The following is a 21,090-nucleotide window of genomic DNA, read 5'->3' on the forward strand; positions in this document are numbered from 1 at the left end:
TATGAGAGAGAAGACGATTTCAATTTTGAATTCACTAAGTTGGAGTATCCAGCCGAAGATGGGGCTGGTAAAAGGGGCGTATTATCGGGAAGAGGGCTGGTTTACCCCTCATCCCGGGGATTCTAAGGATTTTTACGGAGTTCTGGAGGCGGTCAGCAATGACGGGAAACTGCAGATGGTGGAATTTAATGAGTTTAATGCACCTACCTATTACATACGAAAGTATCAAAATGCCAGTAAGCGCTATTCTGATTACGCCTTTTTGCAGGCGTCGAGGGAGAGAACCGCTTCTACACACGTTGTACTGGTAAACGGTATGACGTACGTGGAAGAACAGATGATGCGGGAAAACCGGTTGGATGGAGCGTTTGATTTGCTGACTGGCGCATCCAACAGCATCCGGGAATCCATGCTGGTTTTGGCAGAAAAAATCAGCGAAAGACTTCATACGCCATCCCCTCAGTCTTATTACGGTCTTGCAAAGGCCGTGGAACCGGGAATTACCGGGCGGCTTCAGGTGGTAACGGAAAAGGGAAAGATAGTGTCCTGTTTTTACGATGAAATCTTTGCAGACCATCCGGAAGAAATTGAAAATCCGGAATTAAAACCTTACTACAGACAATCCAAGTATTACTCCCTGGACTATGTATCCGATTATCCGTGCGGTTTTAACGCGTTGTTTGACATGTGGGGTGAACATGTTCTGAAATGCCAGAACTTAATGGATTTGTCAGGACTTCGGTTCTCGCAGGGAGAGTTTTTAGGCAGGGCCTGGGGAAATTATTTAAAAGTAGCCGGTGAATTGTGGAATGAGCTTCTAAAAGATGGGGTTCTTGTGGATAAAGGGATCGGAGAGTACGTATGAGAGGAGAACCGGTAAACCGTACCTTCTTTTTATACAACACGATCTGTTCCATTACAATTTTCGATTCAGACGGGGATTCAAAGACTATTTTAAACGAAGCTGAGGATATTGCATTTGAGATACGGAGAATGCTGGACTTCTATGATCCGGAATCGGAATTAGGAATGCTGAACCAGAGACATGAACTTAGCGTTCCCTATGAAGTGTCGGAGGAACTGTGCCTTTTTATCTCAGAGCTTCTGAGGTTTTCGAAGGTAAGCGAGGGCTGTTTTGATCCCACGATCGGTCCGGTAGTCCGGCTGTGGAATATTACTGCACATCGGCCGAAAGCTCCTTCTGCGCAGGAGATTGGTCAGGCCAGGAGGCAGACCGGAGCAGATTATGTCCAATGCGACACGGAAAAACACACCGTTACGTTTTTAAAGGGCGGGCTGGTCCTGGATGCGGGCGGCGCGGGCAAGGGATATGCAGCAGGACGTGTCGCTGAATATTTATCAAAGTCCGGTGTACGGTCTGCCAGTATCAATTTTGGAGGAAATCTCTATCTGATCGGGGCAAAGGCGGCGCCAAACGGAACTGACTTTCCCTGGAAGGTCGGAATACAGGCGCCCTGGAAGAGCGCTCCGGAGAGTGTTGGGACGCTGGAACTGCAAGACTGTGGTACGGCAACTTCCGGGGGATATGACAGGTTTTTTTCTGAGAATGGCAAAATATTTCACCATTTAATTGATCCCCGTACCGGTTATCCGGCAGACAATTCTCTGGACAGCGTTACAATTGTATCAAAGAACGCTCTTTATACAGATCTGCTTTCCACCGCATGTTTTGTGGCAGGAGAAGAAATGGCAGAAAAAATATGCAGAACGAGTGAAGCCCATGTGGGATACATTTTTATCAGAAAAGATGGTACGATTAAAGTTTCTGATCAATTGAAGAACTATTTTAAGCCTGAAAAGGTACGGAAAGGAATGGGGTCATATGGGAAATAATCCAATAGCACCATGGAATGAAAGAAAAGAGGTTGAATGGCTGAAATATACGGTACAGCCGCCTCTGGGAATTGTTAAGGGGAACTATTACCATACGCAGAGACGGTTCGGAGGAAGTGAGTGGTCAGAAGGCCATTTAGGAGAACTGACTGTGGTAACCGATGACAATCAGCAGATTAAATTCACCGAATTTAATGAGACGACAATGGATGGTTATTACAACCGTTATTTCGAAAATGTAAGCAAACGCCGCTCTGACTATGGAATCTGGCAGGCTTCTGTCGAAAGGCAGGCAGAAGCTGGTGTTGTACTGACAGACGGGATGATTTATGTAGAAAAACAGATTCTGGACAGACAGTCACTGGAAGGTGGGTTTGACCTGCTTACGGGAGCATCTAACAGCATGAGAGGGCTTCTTCCGCTTGCGAAAGAGCTTGCACTGGAGATAAAAAAACCTACTTCTAAAAAATACTACAGTGCAGCCGAGAATTTTGGGTACGGTATTACCGGCTGGCTTCAGGTGATTACAGAGAACGAAAGGATTATTTCCTGTATGTATGACGAAATATTTGCCGATTCTCAGGAGGATATTAAATATCCGGAATTAAAGCGCTACTATCGTCAGTCCAAATATAATTCGCCTTGTTTTGAGGAACCGGAGATACCGGGCTGGAAGAGTCATGGCTTTTTTATCGGATTTCACAAGTTAATGGATCTCCTGAATGAGAGGGTGACAGAAAGCCAGGATCTTCTGTCTATCGAAGGGCTGAAGCATGTGGCGGGATTACAAGCAGGGCCGATTTGGGACCGCTGTTCCGTGGACGATCGTCCTTTTACAATGGAGAAAACGGATATCCGCTATCCGGTCTGGGATAATTATTTGAAGCTGGCCGGTATGATAAAGAATGAAATGGAGACAGAACGGAGGTAGAAAATGAAGGATTTTGTGACAGACAGCAGGATTCTGCGTTGTACGGACTTGAACTTTTTTGGAGACAGAAAATGTAGGGAATTTGAGGTCGCAGGAGCTGAAAGCTATGCAGTTGGACAGTATCTCATGATTCGAACACAAAACAGGGAGGTCGGATGGCCATATCCTTATTTCATTCACGGAAAGACAGCGAAAGGACTCCTTGTCCTGGCAAGGGAAGATCAGGATCTGTATTCCGGCAGAGAAGGAGATCCGGTTGAGTATTGGGGGCCAAGAGGTACTTCTCCTTTAAATGGAACAGAGCTTCCGATTCTGGTTACGGAACCGGCTGCATATTTTGCTGTTTATCCCTTTATCTGTGAAAAAGCTTACCAAAAGCTGATTATCATAGGGACAGAGAATACGGTTCCGGCGGGTAATATGATTTCTGCGGAGATAATTAATTCTGTAGAAATTTGCAGCAAACTCAGTGACGCGGTAAAATTGCTTGAGACGGAAGCGGGGCGGGGACCGGTAATTGCGGCATTTAATCCCGGGACGGCAGAGACTTTTGCAGAAAGCGTATCGAAAGACAGAAAAAATAATACAGTACTTTTGGTCAGCAATAAAAAGGCTTGCGGAATCGACGGCTGCAAGGGCTGCTATCTGCACAGCGGCGATACGAAGTTTGGGATTAACGTATGCTGCAAAGGACCGTTTATGCCGCTTACAGTAATTGATTTTAAGGCTGACGGACGGTGTTTTGAGACATACCTGTAATGTACTTTACGAATAATGTGACAGGAGGATTAATTTGAATGAATTTAAACGTGACACTTCCGACACCTCACGGTGATCTTGTACTAAAAAATCCAATTATGCCCGCGGCCGGTACCTTTGGCTATGCAATCGAATATGAAAAAGCGATGAATCTCAATTGTCTGGGAGCAATTGTTCCAAATTCAATGGCGATTACGGAAGGGCAGCCCAGCACAGCCAGGCGGTTTTACCAGTCTGACTATGGCTTTATCAGTTCCTTTGGAGCTAACAATATTTCTTACAAAACATTTATTCATGAAATTCTGCCCAGACTGCCATACGAAACCACCCCGGTCTTCATTGATATAAAAGCGTATGACTTAAATGAACTGACAGAGTTTGTATCTATTCTCTCCGAAGTGAAAGAACTGGCTGGTATGGAGATTAATTTAAACTGCCCTTATGGAAATTTTGCGGTGCCTTCTTATTGGAAAGACATGGAACAGCTGAAGGAGATGGTTCTGAAGGTGAAAGCTGCAGCCGGTGATAAAATTCTCTGGTTTAAGGCTCCGACCGCGGAATATCCGGTGCAGCAGATTGTGTCCGTCGTACAGGATCATGGCGGAGATGCCTTTGTTAGTTTTAATGCCATCGGCGGATATGCGGTAGATATTGAAACCAGAAAATTCCGAAGCGGAAGCGGTGGAGGCGGCGGATACTCTGGCCCGGGAATAAAACCATACGCGATGATGTGCGCACATAACAGCAGCAAGGCGGCCAAAATACCAGTAATCGGCGGAGGCGGGATTACCTGCGCCCGTGATGTGCTGGAGTATATTATGGCAGGGGCTCATGCGGTACAGATCGGCTCAGCTAATTTAATGCGTCCCGACTTTATGGAGCGTCTGATTGAGGAACTGTATGAACTGATGGATAAAATGAAGATAGATTCCCTGGATGGGATCAGAGGCTGTGCGGAATATATGTAATAGTTTGCTAATTTTTCGTTAATATGGCCGTTTAGACTTTAAAATCAGGAATAAACGTGGTAAACTCAAACTATAGATAGTACATAAAGAAAGGGGTATTCTTATGAAATTTTATGTTTGTAACCACTGCGGCAATATTATCGCATATGTAAAGAGCAGCGGCGTTCCCGTAGTCTGCTGCGGAGATGTCATGAAGGAACTGGTTCCTAATACCACGGATGCTGCGGTTGAGAAGCATGTCCCCGTGATACATACAGACGGTCAGAAGGTGACCGTGACGGTAGGTTCTGCCAGGCACCCGATGCTTGAAGAGCACTATATCGAATGGATCGCGCTGGCGACAAAGCAGGGCAACCAGAGAAAAGAACTGAAACCGGGCCAGGAGCCTCAGGCAGAGTTTATGATCAGCGAGGACGACGAGGTCTTAGAAGTATATGCATACTGTAATCTTCATGGATTGTGGAAGGCATAAGGCAGGTTTTAGTATGAACTGATATATTAGAATTGATAATGAATATTTAGCAGCGCCTGAAGCAAATAACTTCAGGCGCTGTGTTTTTACTGTACTGCCATTACGATAGCATCATACCATCTAAAAGCCAGCATCATAAAAATTTTTAGATAATTAATGGACGATCTTGTTTTATTGTTAACGGGCAGGAAAGAAAAGCCGGAAAAAATCACATAAGTATGGACATAGAAGATCTTTTTAAGTAAAATGATATGTATAAAAAGTGGAAAAATACTTACAAAGTGGATAACTCCAGTCTGAAATGACGATGAAGTGGAAAAGAGGAGGCCCGGTATGGATTATGGATTTAAACCTGAAAAACGAGTGGTCACAGAGAAGTCCCCGGCCGTTTTTGCGTGCGGGGCGCTGCTCTTTTATGTGGCCTCCGGCAGCGGAACCCTCCATGTAAATGGCGTGAAGCTGGAGCTTGGAAAAGGGAGCTTCGGGTGGCTTCACACGTACCATATCTACCAGTTTGAACCGGAGTGGGGGCAGGTGCTGGAGCTGCTCTGCTGTCCGTTTGACTATGCTTCAGCTTCCTACGTCACCTATCGGAACAGCTTGAAGATCACCATGACTGTCCTGACGGAAAACTCTCCGGTGGTGAGACTGTATGGGGAAGATGCAGACGATGTCAGGTCGCTGATGGAAGAGTTGATGGAAGAGGGCTCCGGGAGCGGGGCCACGGATATTGTGCAGGGATATTCCCTGTTTCTGGAGATCGTCACGCTGTTTCTCCGCTATTCGGCGAGGGAGTCAGAGCGGCAGGAGGGACAGGGGAAGCCGTTTGAGCGAAGTCTGGCCTGGAAGCTGCTCCAGCATATATTCACCTACAGCAACGAGAATTTGACGAGGGAAAAGCTTGCAGCCGTCTATGGAGTAACGGTGCGGCAGGTCAGCTGTCAGCTAAGCCTTGTGGCAGGCCAGAACTTCGCAGGCCTCCTAAACCGGGCAAGGGTGGACCGGGCCTGCGATATGATGCATTTCGGAGGACTGACGATGCAGTACATCGCACGTTACGTCGGATACCATTCGGAAACCTCCTTTTACCGTTCCTTTAAACAGGTGATGGGGATGACGCCCCAGGAGTACCAGAAGGCCGTCCTGCCGGAGGCAGGGAAAGAGGCGGCCCATATCGATACGCGGGCGCTGCTGATCCTGAATTATCTGTTTGGCCACTACCGCGAACCGCTGACCACACAGGATACGGCGAAGGCCCTGTATCTGGAGAAAAGCGCTGTAAATCCCCTGCTGAAGGAGAACTTTGGTCTGGATCACAGCGGTATTCTGACAGAGCTTCGAATGACGTATTCGGAATCGCTTCTGGAAAACAGCCGGATGCCAGTGGTGGATATTGCGTTTGCGTGCGGCTATAACAGTTCCCATACATTCATCCGGATCTTTTCGAAACGCCATGGCATGACGCCCGGAGAGTACCGGCGTTTTTCCATACATGACAGTTCCAGTACAGCGCTGCGCAATGCTGTACTGACGGCAGATTATGCAGCGGGAGGTAAATAACATGGAATGTTCACTGGAGACGAGAGAAGACTCCGGATTTCGGGGAAAACAGTATTTTTCGCCGGAATTGCTGCCGGAGAGACTGAAGGCTCGCGCCTTTCGTTTAAACGGGGAAGGGGCCTTCGAGAACAGGGAGGACGTGACCGTACTTTCCATACGGAGAGGAAAAGGGCGCATGGTTTTGAACAACCGGGTGTATCCGCTGGAGCCGGGGATGGTGTTTATTCTCTATCCATTTCACGTCTGGAAGGCGCAGGCAGATACGGGATGTGTGCTGGAAGGGGAAGAGTGTGTGATGAACATGGGCGCCATGCTGTTTCTGTTTGCCATCCCGCCCTACCACCGTCCGGTGCCGGTATTTGAAGAGAATCCTTCTGTTTACCGCCTGGATCAGGAGTATAAACGCCGTGTGGAAGGTCTGTGGGACCGGCTTTTGAAGGAAAATGAATCCACGGACTGCTACGGAGGAAGAATGCAGTTTTCTCTTATTATGCGGATTATGGTCCTCTGCCGAAAACATGGAAAAGTCATCGACTGCTCCGCCTTTTAAATAAATTTGTCAAAAAATAGACGAAAAATCAGGCCATATTGACACTCTTCTAAAATTATTTTATACTGAGTCAAAATTCTGACAGGGTCAGATCAGTTTAGAGGAGGTAGTTTAGTATGACAAGATGTATGATCGGGGCATTAAAGGGGAAAGCAGCGGTAATCACTGGCGGAGGTTCCGGAATCGGAAAATCTATGGTGGAACGTTACCTGGCGGAGGGCGCTTCCGTAGTGGCTGCGGACATCAATGAAGCGAGCCTGAAGGCGCTTTTAGAAGAGCTGGAACCGGAGTACGGCGATAAGCTTAAGATTCTTAAGGTGAACGTATCCAGCAAAGAGGAAGTGGAGGCGATGATTGACTATACCGTCGAAGCCTTTGGAAAAGTGGACGTTGTCATCAACAACGCCGGAATTTTGGATAACCTTCTTCCCATTGCGGAAATGCCGGACGATGTATGGGAAAGGATTATGAATATCAACTTAAACAGCGTCATGTATGCATGCAGGAAGGCGGTCCAGTATTTCCTTAAGGAGAATCGTGAGGGAACGATCATCAATACGGCTTCCTTAAGCGGTCTCTGCGCCGGCCGCGGCGGTCTGGCGTACACCACCTCCAAGTTTGCCGTCGTAGGTCTGACGAAGAACGTGGCCTTCATGTATTCCGACGCAGGAATCCGATGCAACGCGCTGTGTCCGGGTGCCATTGAGAGCAACATCGGAAGCGGTATGAGAGAGCCCAGCAAGCTCGGTTTGACAAAGGCCGTAACCGGCAATTCCGGCCGCCACCGCAACGGATCCTCAGACGAGGTTGCCACCGCGGCAGTATTCCTCGCTTCAGACGCCGCTTCCTTCATCAACGGTGAGACGCTGACGATTGACGGGGGGTGGAGCGCCTATTAAACACGTGTGACAATAACTGCATAGAACTGTGCTGACAATCCGGCAGATATTACCTTCCCCCAAGCCGGTTTGTCAGCTGTCTGCAGGAAGCCGGCCAGGCAGCTGACCGCGAAACTGTCTGGGCGTACATCCGTAATGGCGTGTAAACAGCTCAGAATAGTAGCTTAAGTGGTTAAATCCGCACTCTGTTGCGATCTGTGTAATGCTCTTATCCGTCTTCTTAAGGAGATGAGAACTTACCTCCAGCCGGTAGGAATTCAGAAAATCGATCGGCGACTGGCATAAGTATTTTTTGAATATCTGACAGCATTTGCTGCGGCACACTCCGCCGGAAGCCGCTATGGACGACAGCGTCAGCCGCTCCGTATAATGCTGGTAAATAAAAGAAACCATATCTTTCTGAACCTTCGTATCCATGTCTTCACTGCCCGGTGCGGCAGGATTACCGGCCTGAAACTGCCGGGCAAGATTCTTCCATACCCTATAAAACAGTCCGATAATCTCCAGCTCGTACCCATACTCCCCCTGCCGTTTTAGTTCCGTCATTTCCGTTAGACTGTCCAGAATAAACGCATGGCCGGGGCAGCCGGAATCCAGATATACATATTCTGTTTCCCGGTCCTCCAGAATCGGCAGCAGGTATTTGCGGTAGATCAGCTTGTTTGACGAAAACAGCGCGGGATGGACGAGAATGCAGAGAAAGGAACAGTCTCTCTGGTCGATGGAGGAGCCGTAATGCATCTGCCTCGTGTTGACCATGACCCCGTCATGTTCTTTCAATACCAGATTCTTTCCATTAATATAATAGTTCATCTCACCATCGATAATCTTGATAAATTCCAGGTCATCGTGCCAGTGGCACAGCGCCTTCCTGTCCGGATACCGGGACAATTCTCCTGTCTGTATGTAGAGCGGTATGCCTGTTTCGTCGTAGCGGACAATCTCAGAGGCGTCCTGCATAACATCAACATTTATCTTTCCATCATTATTCAGCATTGTTCTCACCATAAAATACGATTGTTATAATATATAACGATTATACCGATATTGAACCCGTATATCAAGTAATATAATTATAAAATATAAATCAAAGCCAGACCATGGCTTACGGGGAGTTCTGATGAGAGAGAATGACAAACACTTTTACAAAAATTTATTCGTTCTGGTTCTGCCGATCGCGTTTCAGAATCTGATGTCGGCGCTGGTCAGCGCTTCGGACGCCATGATGCTCGGTATGGTGAACCAGGATTCTTTATCGGCGGTATCGCTGGCGGCGCAGGTGCAGTTTGTCCTGAGCCTGTTCTGGGCAGCCCTGACCATCGGGACGACGATTCTGGCGGCGCAGTACTGGGGAAAGAATGACCGGTTGTCCGTTGAAAAAATTCTGGCGATCGTCCTCAAGTACTCCTTCGTGATTTCGTTCCTGTTTTTCGCGGCGGCAGCCCTCTGTCCGCAGGCGCTGATGCGCATCTTTACGAACGATGTGACGCTGATCGCGCTGGGCGCCGTATACTTAAGAATCGTCAGCTGGTCTTACCTGCTGGCGGGAATCTCCCAGATCTATCTCTGTATCATGAGAAACAGCGGAAGGACGCTTAAGAGCACGGTGTTTGGTTCGGTCTCCATGGTTTTAAATATTCTGCTGAATGGTATTTTGATATTCGGACTGTTTGGGTTTTCGAAGCTTGGAATCAGCGGCGCGGCCATTGCGACTGTGATTGCCAGGGCGGCAGAGCTGGGTCTGGCGATGTGGGAAAACTGCAGGAAAGATGTGGTACGGATCCGCTGGAGCCTTCTGAAAGAGTCTCACGCCGTGCTGCGGAAAGATTTTGTCAAGTATACCTCACCTGTTATGGCCAATGAACTGGTGTGGGGCTGCGGCTTTACCATGTTTACCGTTATAATGGGCCACCTGGGAAGTAATGCCGTAGCGGCCAACTCCATCGCCGGAATCGTGAAGAACCTGATCTCCTGTCTTTGTATCGGCATCGGCTCCGGAAGCGGAATCATCGTGGGAAATGAGCTGGGAAGCGGAAATCTTGTACGGGCCAGGGAGTACGGCGGACGGCTCTGCCGCCTGTCGCTGGTAATGGGAGCCGTGTCCGGTGTCATCCTGCTGGCGTTCAGTCCCTGGATCATGCGGTATGCCGCCAATTTGAGCCCACAGGCACAGGCGTATCTGCATGGAATGCTGTTTATGTGCGCGTATTATCTGATTGCGAAGTCGGCCAATATGACGGTGGTGGCGGGAATCTTCTGCGCGGGAGGCGACACGAAATTCGGCTTCCTGTGCGACACAGTCACGATGTGGATGATTATCGTTCCAATCGGCCTGTTGGCGGCCTTTGTCTTTAAGCTTCCGGTGCTGGCGGTCTATTTTCTGCTGAATCTTGATGAATTTGTGAAGCTTCCGGCGGTCTACCGCCATTATAAAAAATATCAGTGGGTCAGAAACCTGACCAGGGAAGATCTGGCGGAAGAGGCGGCTCTCAGCGGCCGTACTGAATAAAAGGAGATGGGAACATGCTGGCGGACTACCATACACACACGTATTACAGCGATGATTCGGAATGTCCCATGGAGGACATGGTGAAAAAAGCCGTGGCCATTGGGCTCGACGAGATCGCATTTACAGAACACGTGGATTACGGCGTAAAGACGGATTTGAACTGCGGCTATGAGGCGTATTTCGAGGAAGTGGAGAGACTTAAGGAGAGGTACCGGGATCGGATCGCCATAAAGGCAGGAATCGAATTCGGGGTGCAGAGCCACACGATTCCTCTGTTTCGCCGTGACTCCACGCGGTATCCCTTCGAGTTCGTCATCCTGAGCAACCATCAGGTGGGAGACCGGGAGTTCTGGAACTATGAATTCCAGGAAGGAAAGAGCCAGGAAGAGTATCAGACGGCCTATTACGAGGCGATCTACGATGTGGTCCGGCAGTACAGGGGATATTCTGTATTGGGGCATTTAGACATGATTAAGAGGTATGACCGCTTCGGAGATTATCCGGATGACCGGATTATGGAAATGGTGGACCGGATTCTGCGCCAGGTGATCGCAGACGGAAAGGGCATTGAAGTCAATACGTCAAGCTTCAAATACGGCCTGAAGGATCTGATGCCGAGCCGCGCCATATTAAGGCGTTACCGGGAACTGGGAGGGACCATTTTGACGATTGGCTCCGATACCCATGAGACGGTGCATCTCGGTGACCACATCGCCGAGGTGAAACAGGTGCTGAAGGAAATGGGATATCAGACGTTCAACACTTTTTCCAGGATGGAGCCGGTTTACCACGATCTGTAATATAGAATACACTCCATTAACGCGGCAGAAAAGCCACTGCAGATGAGGAAGCCCAAAGCTTCTGTCTCCGTTTGCAGCGGCCTTTTTAGTTTCATAGAAAATTCGTCCTATGAAACTAAAACCCTCCGGGGTATGCGCACTCCGCGCTAAGGAAATATGGCCGCTGAAGCGACCGCGCTCCGGCGCGAGAGTCCGGCGAGCCGGACTCTTTATTTATTTGTGCAGTTACCGGATGTTTACAATTTTTACGGATATGGTATACTATATTGCAATCCACCATCCATCCGAAGAAGATGGCGGAATTCCTGTGATTTTCATGAAATTCTGTGCTATAATGAACACGCGGGCAGTAAAAGTACCTTCCCAGGAGCGCTTTCCTGTTACGCAAAAAATCCCCATAAAAATGAGGAGACCCCGGTCGACGAGCAACCGGGGCAATTATGAAAAATCTATGTGCAATTTGACGATATAATCAATTCGCATAAATGATTTCCTATGCATTTAGTATAAAAAATACATGTGAATAAAATATGAACTTCATGTAAACAGATTATGAAAAATAGAAGGAGGCTTCATGGGAGAGAAAATAAGCAGAAAAACCATTGTTATCGGCCACAAGAATCCGGACACGGATTCCATCTGTTCGGCCATCTGTTATGCCAACTTAAAACGGTGCGTTACGGGGGAGAACTACCAGCCGGGACGGGCCGGGGCAGTTAATGAAGAGACACAGTTTGTTTTAAAGCATTTCAATGTGGAGGCCCCGGAGATTATCGAGAACGTCAAAACGCAGGTCCGTGATATCGAGATCAGGGAGACGGCGGGCGTGAAGAAGAACCTTTCTTTAAAGAAAGCATGGAATATCATGCAGGAGGCGAACGTCGTCACCATTCCGGCTGTCACGGAGGAAGGGCTGCTGGAGGGGCTTATTACCGTCGGCGACATTGCAAAATCCTATATGAACGTCTATGACAGCAGCATTTTGTCCAAGGCCAATACGCAGTACGCCAATATCGTGGAGACCCTGGAAGGAGCCATGATCGTGGGTGATGAGACATCGTATTTCAGCGAGGGCAAGGTTCTCATCGCGGCGGCAAATCCGGATATGATGGAGTATTATATATCCAGGGGCGATTTGGTCATTCTTGGGAACCGGTACGAATCCCAGCTCTGTGCAATTGAGATGGACGCCGCCTGCATCATCGTGTGCGAGGGCGCGGCTGTCTCCATGACGATTAAGAAGCTGGCGCAGGAGCACGGATGTACGGTTATGACGACACCGTATGATACCTTTACGGCGGCCCGTCTTGTCAATCAGAGCATGCCGATCAGCTATTTTATGAAGACAGAGGCATTAATTACGTTCGAAATGGACGATTATATTGATGATATCAAGGACGTGATGGCGAGCAAACGCCACCGCGATTTCCCTATTCTCGATAAGAACGGCAGATACCGCGGCATGATTTCACGCCGGAACCTGTTGGGAGCCAAGGGCAAACGCATCATTTTAGTGGACCACAACGAGAAGAGCCAGGCGGTGGAAGGCATGGAGAGTGCCGAGATTCTGGAAATCATCGATCACCACAGATTGGGAACGGTGGAAACCATCGCGCCTGTATTTTTCCGCAATCAGCCGGTGGGCTGTACCGCTACCATCGTCTATCAGATGTATCAGGAAAACCGTGTGGAGATCGAACCGTGGATCGCCGGTCTGCTGTGCAGTGCCATCATTTCCGATACGCTGCTGTTCCGGTCGCCGACCTGTACCGACGTGGATAAGAGGGCGGCGCTCCATCTGGCTGAAATCGCCGGGGTGGAAGTGGAATCGTACGCAGCCTCCATGTTTGCTGCTGGAAGCAATCTGAAGGGAAAGACCGATGTGGAGATCTTTTATCAGGACTTCAAGAAGTTCTCGGTCGGAAAGGTTTCCTTTGGCGTGGGACAGATCAGCTCCTTAAACGCGGGTGAGCTGGAAGAGTTAAAGGACCGCATGCTGCCGTACATGGCGAAGGCCAGAGAGGAGCACGGCATGGATATGATGTTCTTCATGCTGACCAATATTTTAACCGAGTCCACGGAGCTTCTCTGTGAGGGCCAGGGGGCTGAGCAGCTGATCGCAGGTGCATTCCGGACGTATTCGGAAGAGGGCGCAGGCGTTAAGGACCACGTGGTCAGCCTGCCGGGCGTGGTATCCAGGAAGAAGCAGCTGATTCCGGGAATCATGCTGGCAGTTCAGGCATAGGGCGTTGCATAATTAGTAATAGAAAGGAATTATGATGGCGAGACAATACTTTAAACCGGGCAATATGCTGTATCCGGTTCCCGCGGTTATGGTAAGCTGCGGGCGGGAAGGCGAAAAGCCCAATATTATTACGGTCGCGTGGGCGGGAACGATCTGTTCTTCTCCGGCCATGCTGTCTATCTCCGTCCGGCCGGAGCGGTATTCCCATGCAATCCTGACGGAAACGAAGGAATTTGTGGTGAATCTGGTTACGAAGGACCTGGTGTACGCCGCGGATTACTGCGGTGTGAAATCCGGACGGGACACAGATAAATATAAAGAGATGAAGCTGACACCGTCGCCCTCAAAATTTGTGAAGGCGCCGGGGATTGGGGAGAGTCCTGTGAATCTGGAGTGCCGCGTGACGGAAGTGAAGAAACTGGGGACTCATGATTTGTTCCTGGCGGAAGTGGTGGGCGTCTCCGTAAACGAGAAGTTCATGGATGAGAACGGGAAATTCCACTTAAACAGTACCGGGCTGGTGGCTTACTCTCATGGCGGGTACTTTGAGCTGGGGAAAAAACTGGGGAGCTTCGGGTATTCGGTGAAGAAGAAAGGAAGGAAGCACAAATAATGCAGAAACTGGACAATATCACACTGATCGGTATGCCGGCTTCGGGAAAGAGCACTGTGGGTGTTCTTCTTGCCAAACGTCTCGGCTACTCCTTCGTGGACGTGGACATCGTGATACAGGAGAAGGAAGGCCGCCTGTTAAAGGAGATCATAGCCGAAGAGGGGCTTGGCGGTTTCATGGAGGTGGAAAACCGGATAAATGCCGGCCTTTCCGTACATAAAAGCATTATAGCGCCGGGTGGCAGCGTGATCTATGGGAAAGAAGCCATGGAACATTTAAAAGAGATCAGCACGGTGGTCTATTTAAAGCTCAGCTATGAGGCGGTGGAAGCCAGGCTGGGCAATCTGGTGGACCGCGGCGTCGTGTTGAAGGATGGGATGACGCTTCGGGATCTCTACGAGGAGCGTGTACCGTACTATGAGAGATACGCGGATATTACCGTGGATGAAACGGGCAGGGATGCGGGGCAGACGGTCGATCAGTTAAGGGAAATGCTGGAGGACATCTACGGACTCAGAACGTGACAACGGAACGGGGCAGCTTATGGAAAATGAGAATTTGTCCGGCATGCACGGACTGGAGCTTACGAGGCACAGCGCGCAGGCCATAGTAAATGATATCGGTGGAATCGTCCATCAGAACATCAATATGATGGACAAAAACGGGGTAATCATCGCGAGCACGGATAAGTCGCGGATCGGCCATCTGCATGAAGGCGCTGTGAGAGTGATCGGGGAGAAGCTTCCTGAGCTTTACATAACTCCTGAATGCGCGACCAACTCCACCCGGGTGGGGTTAAATCTTCCGATTATCCATATGGGAGAGTGTGTCGGGGTCATCGGTATTACCGGCGGTTATGAGCAGGTAAAGGATTACGGAAGAATTGTTAAGAAGATGGTGGAGATCCTGATTCGTGAGAATTCGGAACAGGATGAGAAACGTCTGAAGACCAGAGTTGTGAGCCGTTTTCTGGAGGACTGGATTCTGGGAAACGGCCTGTTAAAATCCCAGGCTCTGGCGGAGCGGGGGTACACCCTGGGAATCGATATCAGCCTGCCGCGGCGCGTGATGGTCGTCAGCGTCAGAAAGCTGGAGAAATATATATCCACGGCGGACGGACAGAAGCTGATCGAGCAGATTGAGAATGATATCTCCAGTGTGGTGGAGTACATTCCCACCAACATGATCCTGAGAAATACAGGCCGCCAGATCATACTGGTCAAACAGTGCGCAGACACTCAGATTCGGGAGCTGGCGGAAAGACTGTCCGGTATGGTTCTGGAGCGGTATCATATCAAACTGGCTATCGGCATAGACGGAAAGTCTGAGGATATACCGACGGCGTACAGCCAGGCAAACCGCGCGTGGCGATCGGCGAGAATCTCCTCCTCCAATATCCGGTCGTATGACCAGGTGACACTGGAGCTGTTTGCCGGTGATATTTCCAAGCAGATGAAGATCGCCTACATTCATAAGCTGTTTCAAAACTGCGCATATGAGGAGCTGTCTGGATGGATCGATATCCTGGAGGCGTACTTCGCCGCGGAAGGATCGCTGACAGCCGCTGCGGACGCGCTGTATATTCACAAAAATACGCTGACGTACAAGCTGAAAAAGCTGGCGGAGCTTACCGGCTACGACGTGAGACTGATCAGCAATGCTCCGGTTTTTTATATGGCAATGCTGTTTTTCCAGGATGTAAAGGTTGAGATAGAATGGTAAGCGAATGTGCTGGAAAACAAAAATTGTGATGATTTTATGTTCTGAGGAACGTTGACTGTGCCTTCTTAAGTATTGTATAGTATACACATACTAAAACGTGTTTCGTGCATTTTAAAGGACAAAGTGCACAAATATTAAGGAGGGCATGGTATGACTGGTTTTCCGCTTATTATCGCTTTTGTAATTGCAATCATTGTTATGATTGTGGCAATCTCCAAGTTTAAGATTCATCCGTTTCTCTCGATTATGACGGTGTCTCTGATCCTGGGACTGATTGCAGGCATTCCGCTCGTGAATGTGACGGCGGAGGATGGCAGTGTGACACAGGGCATTGCCAATGTGATCGGAGCCGGATTCTCCGGCACATTTACCAGTATTGGTATCGTCATTATCCTGGGCGCTTTGATCGGAAGCATCCTGGAAGCGACCGGAGCAGCATTTAAGCTGGCAGACATGGTAATCCGCCTGGTTGGCAAGAAGCGGCCGGAGCTGGCTATGCTTCTGATGGGCTGGGTCGTGTCGATCCCTGTATTCTGTGATTCCGGATTCGTAATTTTGAACCCGATCCGTAAGGCGCTGGTGAAGAGAACCATGGCCTCCAGCGTGGCGATGACGGTTTCCTTATCCGCAGGTCTCTACATTTCCCACGTATTTATTCCGCCGACACCGGGACCGATCGCGGCGGCCAACACGCTGGGAATCGGAAACAACCTTCTCCTTGTTATGGGAATGGGCGTTCTTGTATCGATCGCTCCGCTGATCGCCGGCTATTTCTATGCGAAATACATCGGCAGGAAGGTTCGGGCAAAAGACGAGGCGGACAGCAGTGAAGTAACGAAGACTTACGAGCAGCTGGTTGCGGAATATGGCAAGCTTCCGGGCGGATTTATCGCTCTGGCTCCGATCGTTGTGCCGATCGTTCTTATGGCACTCGGCTCAATCGCTTCCATGGCTCACTGGACCGGATTTTTATTCGATATCTCAACATTCCTTGGAACACCGATTATCGCTTTGGCTGTAGGTACCGTATTTGGCGTCATTCAGATGGCACAGGCCGGTAAGATGGATAAATTCTACGGAGTAACCAATGATACCTTAAAGACAGTAGGGCCGATCCTGTTTGTAACAGCGGCCGGCGGTGTGCTTGGAAAAGTGATTTCTTCTACCAGCATGGTTGATTACATTACTTCCAACGCAGCTGTACTGGAAAGCATCGGCATCTTCTTCCCATTCATCCTTGCGGCTATCCTAAAATCCGCACAGGGTTCCTCCACCGTGGCCATCACGACTACGGCCGGTATCCTTGCACCGCTCATGGGCGTTCTGGGACTCGCGTCACCGGTACGTGCGGCACTGGCGGTAATGGCAATCGGCGCTGGAGCAATGACGGTTTCCCACGCGAATGACTCGTACTTCTGGGTGGTTACCAACTTCGGTGAGATGGAGCCGGAACAGGGATATAAGACACAGACATTATGTACACTCGTACTTGGTATCGCATCCATGGTTTGGATCTTCTTATTATCCGTAGTATTCAGATAATGGAGGCAGGTTGAAGTATTTTACTAATTACAATGACAGGAGAGGTGACAATGAAATTTTTATTTGCATCGGACTCATTTAAAGGGACGCTGTCTTCTGAACAGATTATAACGCTTCTGGACGCGGCTGCGAAGAATGTGTTCCCGGACTGCGAGACCATGGGGATTCCTGTGGCCGACGGCGGGGAAGGTACGATCGACGCTGTCATATCCGTGCTTCACGGATCGATCCACGAAGTAGACGTACACGGTCCTCTGATGGAAGAGGTGGTCAGCCGTTACGGCGAGACGGGGAACGGTGCGGCTGTCATCGAGATGGCGGCGGCATCCGGACTGCCGATGGTGCCTGTCGATAAAAGAGATCCAAGGGTTACAACGACTTACGGAACGGGTGAACTGATTAAAACTGCTCTTGACCGCGAATGCCGGGATATTACGATTGCGATCGGCGGCAGTGCGACCAACGACGGAGGCATGGGAGCCATGCGTGCACTGGGAATTCGTTTCCTGGACGAGAACGGAGAGGAGCTTTCCGGATGCGGAAACGATCTGGCACGGGTGGCGGACATTGATATCAGCGGACTTCACAGTGCAGTGAAGGATGCGAGGTTCACCATAATGTGTGACGTAAATAATCCCTTAACGGGTCCTGACGGAGCGACCTATACGTTTGGAAAGCAAAAAGGCGGCTCTCCGGAGATATTAGATGAACTGGAGCAGGGAATGATTCACTACGCGGCCCTGATCCGGGAGAAAATGGGTACCGATGTGGACCAGATTCCGGGTTCCGGCGCTGCCGGCGGTCTGGGAGCGGCATTCTGTGTATTCCTTAAGGCGGAGATGAAGTCGGGAATCGAGACGGTGCTGGATCTGATTCATTTTGATGAACTTCTGGAAGGTGTGGATCTGGTCATAACCGGTGAGGGAAGAATCGACTGGCAGTCTGCCTTTGGAAAGGTTCCCAGCGGAATCGGCAATCGCTGCCGGAAGAAGGGAATCCCGGCGATCGCCATCGTCGGCGGTATGGGCGATAAGGCGGAGATGATATTCGATCACGGGATTGACAGCATTATCACCACCATCAACGGGGCCATGGGGCTCGATGAGGCGCTGGAACGGGCGGAAGAGCTGTACGCCGGAGCGGCGGAGCGGGCATTCCGTATGGTAAAGGCGGGAATGAGACTTCAGGACAGATCATAATAGGGTAAAATAAAAGGAATTGCGGCCGGGGCCAGGATGTGGTTCTTTCTCGGCTTTGAGGGCGGGGCGGCGCAGGGAGACTTCATATCCCGTGTCCGCCCCGCTTTCTACTCGCCATAAAAATGGCCGGGATTGTCGGACACAAATTGCATGTGTTCGCCATTCCCGGCCGTTTTTATGGTTCGTATCCAGACGGCGGCACACTGGGATATGAAGTCTCCCTGCGCCGCCCCACCCTCAAAGCCGAGAAAGAACCACATTCTGGCTCCGGCCGTTTTTGTTACCGAAAAGTTTAGCGGGCCGGACTCTTTGTTGTGAAATTTACGCCTATACAAACAATTTACAAACCATTTACAACAATAAGGTATTTGCTCAGTTAATTTCCTGCTAACATAAGTATGAAAAAAACTTTTAAGGAGGAAATGATGAGTGTGAAACTAAAAAGGTTGACAGCTCTTTTACTGAGCGCCTGTCTGGCAGCGGGCAATATAACGGCTGCATTTGGCGCGCCTGTACAGCCGGATCGTGATCCAGGGGCGAAGGTACGGACGAGCAGGCTGATATCGACAGAAGAAACCGTATGGAGGTATCTGGACGATAATACGGATCCGGCGGCAGCGGATGACACGGAAGAGGGAATGCCGGGTACCCCCAGCAACGCGTCACCTTCTGACGCATCGCCATCTAATGCATCGGGAAAATATGGATTTTATCGTTTTGCGGCGGGCAAAAACAAAGCATCGTCAAAGACCGGCAGACTGGTCTGGACCAGCGCGGATTACGATGATTCCGGCTGGAAAGAGGCGAGAGGAAGCTTTGGGGCGAAGAAAGGTGAGATTGCGGATCTGGGAGACGGCCTGGTTCCCTATACTCTGTTGACCCAGTATATAGAAGGGCCGGATATGGCGGAAGGTACGGATATTCCGGCCTATTTCTTCCGTACGACAATCGAACTGGAAGATATCGGAAGCATTACTGCCTTAAACGGCGAGATCTTCTATGATGACGCGGCCATCATCTATATCAATGGCGAGGAAGTTCACAGGGCCGGTGTTCCGGAGGGCGGCTATTCACAGAATCTGGAGTATGGAGGAACAAACGCGGGTACTCCGATTAACGATAAGTTCCAGATCACGGACTTGACCATGCTGAAAGAGGGAAGCAACACTGTATCGGTAGAGCTTCATCAGGGCAGGGCCAACAGCTCGGATATTTACTTTGATTTCTGCTCTCTGGAAATAGGGACACCCGCCTCAGAATCGGATGAATTCATTACGACAGAGGGCACGGTTTGGAACTACCTGGAGAACAACACCGATCCGGCGGAAGGCAGTGAGGACCGGACCGTATGGACGCATACGGAGTTTGCGGATGAACAGTGGAAGTCCGGAAAGGGAAGCTTCGGAGCCAAGAAAGGCGCGATTGCAGACCTGGGAGGCGGATATATCCCGGATACGCTGTTAAAACATTACATTGACGATACGAAAACGGCAGTGCCCGCGTATTTCTTCCGCACGGATGTCTATCTGAACGATGTCTCCGATCTGGAAGCGCTGGAGGCGGAAATCGCCTATGATGACGCGGTGATCGTGTACATCAATGGAAAGAATGTCTATGAGGGGCAGGTACCGGAGGGCGGCTATGACAAGAACCTGGCATACGGTTCGGCCAATGGGCTGTCAGCTCCAAGCCATGATATTGTCACAATCAATGACGTTTCCATGCTGAGAGACGGTGTAAATACAATTGCGGTAGAGCTTCATCAGGACAGGGCCAGCAGCTCCGACATCTATTTTGATTTCATTTCCCTGAAAGCTGCACAACCGAAGCCATTTAAGGCTATTTCCCTGGGGGTATGGAATGATGAGACACAGTCGGCTGTTACCTGGTATTCCTCAATCGGGGAAGTAGGCAAAGTGAGAATCGCAGAAAAGGCGGATATGGACGGAGATTCGTTCCCGGAGCGGGCTTCCGAGTTCGCGGCGGAAAGAACGGAGGCAAACGACGCCGGGTTCTACAGCTTCCAGGCAGTCATGACAGGACTGGAGCCGGATACCGCTTATGTTTACCAGGTTGGCGCCGGGGAAACCTGGTCCGATATTTATGAATTTACAACCCGGGATTATGAGAATGGATTTAACTTCCTGCTTGCAGGCGATCCGCAGATTGGCGCGGGAAGCACGGATACGGATACTGAAGGGTGGGAGAATACCCTGAAAACGGCCATGAAGGCATTTCCGGAGACCAGCTTCTTAATCAGCGCGGGAGATCAGGTCAACACGGCCAGCAATGAGGCGCAGTATGCGGGATACTTAAGCCCGAAGGAGCTGCTGTCGCTGCCGGTAGCGGTAAACGTGGGAAATCATGACGTGGGAAGCAGCGCCTACAGCCAGCATTTCCAGGTGCCGAATGTCAGCAGCATGGGAATGACAGAGAAGACCGGAAAATTCGGAGGAGACTACTGGTA

Annotated in this window: 19 protein-coding genes; 18 read left to right on the forward strand and 1 reads right to left on the reverse strand. The window is 49.9% G+C overall.

What is annotated here, in order from left to right; translation table 11 throughout:
* The first annotated feature begins 25 nt into the window (after positions 1-25).
* The 9 genes from DFR60_RS14730 to DFR60_RS14770 all read left to right on the forward strand — a co-directional run bounded on the left by DFR60_RS14730 (position 26) and on the right by DFR60_RS14770 (position 7,993).
* Positions 26-865, forward strand: coding sequence for an FMN-binding protein (locus DFR60_RS14730; RefSeq protein WP_146218605.1), 840 nt, complete (start codon positions 26-28; stop codon positions 863-865).
* Complete coding sequence (locus tag DFR60_RS14735; RefSeq protein WP_110323569.1) at positions 862-1,854, forward strand: FAD:protein FMN transferase; 993 nt, start codon at positions 862-864, stop codon at positions 1,852-1,854. Before DFR60_RS14730 ends, DFR60_RS14735 begins: the two co-directional genes overlap by 4 nt.
* Complete coding sequence (locus tag DFR60_RS14740; protein WP_110323570.1) at positions 1,844-2,785, forward strand: FMN-binding protein; 942 nt, start codon at positions 1,844-1,846, stop codon at positions 2,783-2,785. The genes DFR60_RS14735 and DFR60_RS14740 overlap by 11 nt, the downstream gene beginning before the upstream one ends.
* 3 nt (positions 2,786-2,788) lie before the next feature.
* On the forward strand, positions 2,789-3,544 hold the full coding sequence (locus DFR60_RS14745) for a hypothetical protein (protein ID WP_110323571.1): 756 nt from the start codon (positions 2,789-2,791) through the stop codon (positions 3,542-3,544).
* 38 nt (positions 3,545-3,582) lie between these two features.
* Positions 3,583-4,512: a HisA/HisF-related TIM barrel protein gene (locus tag DFR60_RS14750; protein ID WP_110323572.1), complete on the forward strand. Its 930-nt coding sequence runs from the start codon at positions 3,583-3,585 to the stop codon at positions 4,510-4,512.
* A gap of 103 nt (positions 4,513-4,615) precedes the next feature.
* A complete protein-coding gene (locus DFR60_RS14755) occupies positions 4,616-4,984 on the forward strand; it encodes a desulfoferrodoxin family protein (protein WP_110323573.1) in 369 nt (122 codons plus the stop codon).
* A gap of 333 nt (positions 4,985-5,317) precedes the next feature.
* On the forward strand, positions 5,318-6,544 hold the full coding sequence (locus DFR60_RS14760) for a helix-turn-helix transcriptional regulator (protein WP_243005079.1): 1,227 nt from the start codon (positions 5,318-5,320) through the stop codon (positions 6,542-6,544).
* A gap of 1 nt (position 6,545) precedes the next feature.
* Entirely contained in the window at positions 6,546-7,094 is a 549-nt protein-coding gene (locus DFR60_RS14765; RefSeq protein WP_110323574.1) for a transcriptional regulator, read from the forward strand.
* 116 nt (positions 7,095-7,210) lie between these two features.
* Complete coding sequence (locus DFR60_RS14770) at positions 7,211-7,993, forward strand: SDR family oxidoreductase (protein ID WP_110323575.1); 783 nt, start codon at positions 7,211-7,213, stop codon at positions 7,991-7,993.
* A gap of 72 nt (positions 7,994-8,065) precedes the next feature.
* On the opposite strand, the gene DFR60_RS14775 is transcribed toward DFR60_RS14770, so the two are convergent.
* The gene (locus tag DFR60_RS14775) at positions 8,066-8,989 is read right to left on the reverse strand and encodes an AraC family transcriptional regulator (protein ID WP_243005080.1); all 924 of its coding nucleotides are present in this window, start codon (positions 8,987-8,989) and stop codon (positions 8,066-8,068) included.
* Positions 8,990-9,113: 124 nt separating this feature from the next.
* Between DFR60_RS14775 and DFR60_RS14780 the strand changes: the two genes are divergently transcribed.
* The 9 genes from DFR60_RS14780 to DFR60_RS30425 form a co-directional block, all read left to right on the forward strand.
* On the forward strand, positions 9,114-10,502 hold the full coding sequence (locus DFR60_RS14780; RefSeq protein ID WP_110323577.1) for an MATE family efflux transporter: 1,389 nt from the start codon (positions 9,114-9,116) through the stop codon (positions 10,500-10,502).
* 14 nt (positions 10,503-10,516) lie between these two features.
* Positions 10,517-11,302, forward strand: coding sequence for a histidinol-phosphatase HisJ family protein (locus DFR60_RS14785; RefSeq protein ID WP_110323578.1), 786 nt, complete (start codon positions 10,517-10,519; stop codon positions 11,300-11,302).
* A gap of 574 nt (positions 11,303-11,876) precedes the next feature.
* Positions 11,877-13,547: a putative manganese-dependent inorganic diphosphatase gene (locus DFR60_RS14790; protein WP_029467586.1), complete on the forward strand. Its 1,671-nt coding sequence runs from the start codon at positions 11,877-11,879 to the stop codon at positions 13,545-13,547.
* A gap of 34 nt (positions 13,548-13,581) precedes the next feature.
* A complete protein-coding gene (locus DFR60_RS14795) occupies positions 13,582-14,160 on the forward strand; it encodes a flavin reductase family protein (RefSeq protein ID WP_110323732.1) in 579 nt (192 codons plus the stop codon).
* The gene (locus DFR60_RS14800; protein ID WP_110323579.1) at positions 14,160-14,684 is read left to right on the forward strand and encodes a shikimate kinase; all 525 of its coding nucleotides are present in this window, start codon (positions 14,160-14,162) and stop codon (positions 14,682-14,684) included. The genes DFR60_RS14795 and DFR60_RS14800 overlap by 1 nt, the downstream gene beginning before the upstream one ends.
* A 19-nt stretch (positions 14,685-14,703) precedes the next feature.
* Positions 14,704-15,882 carry a CdaR family transcriptional regulator gene (locus DFR60_RS14805; RefSeq protein ID WP_055658469.1) on the forward strand — a complete coding sequence of 393 codons (1,179 nt, stop codon included), beginning with the start codon at positions 14,704-14,706 and terminating at the stop codon, positions 15,880-15,882.
* A 150-nt stretch (positions 15,883-16,032) separates the two neighbouring features.
* Complete coding sequence (locus DFR60_RS14810; RefSeq protein WP_110323580.1) at positions 16,033-17,424, forward strand: GntP family permease; 1,392 nt, start codon at positions 16,033-16,035, stop codon at positions 17,422-17,424.
* Between the two features lie 50 nt (positions 17,425-17,474).
* On the forward strand, positions 17,475-18,623 hold the full coding sequence (locus DFR60_RS14815; RefSeq protein WP_110323581.1) for a glycerate kinase family protein: 1,149 nt from the start codon (positions 17,475-17,477) through the stop codon (positions 18,621-18,623).
* A 431-nt stretch (positions 18,624-19,054) separates the two neighbouring features.
* On the forward strand, positions 19,055-21,090 hold a 2,036-nt coding region (locus tag DFR60_RS30425; protein WP_207659534.1), incomplete at its 3' end, for a fibronectin type III domain-containing protein.

Source organism: Hungatella effluvii (assembly GCF_003201875.1).
Taxonomy (GTDB): Bacteria; Bacillota; Clostridia; order Lachnospirales; family Lachnospiraceae; genus Hungatella; species Hungatella effluvii.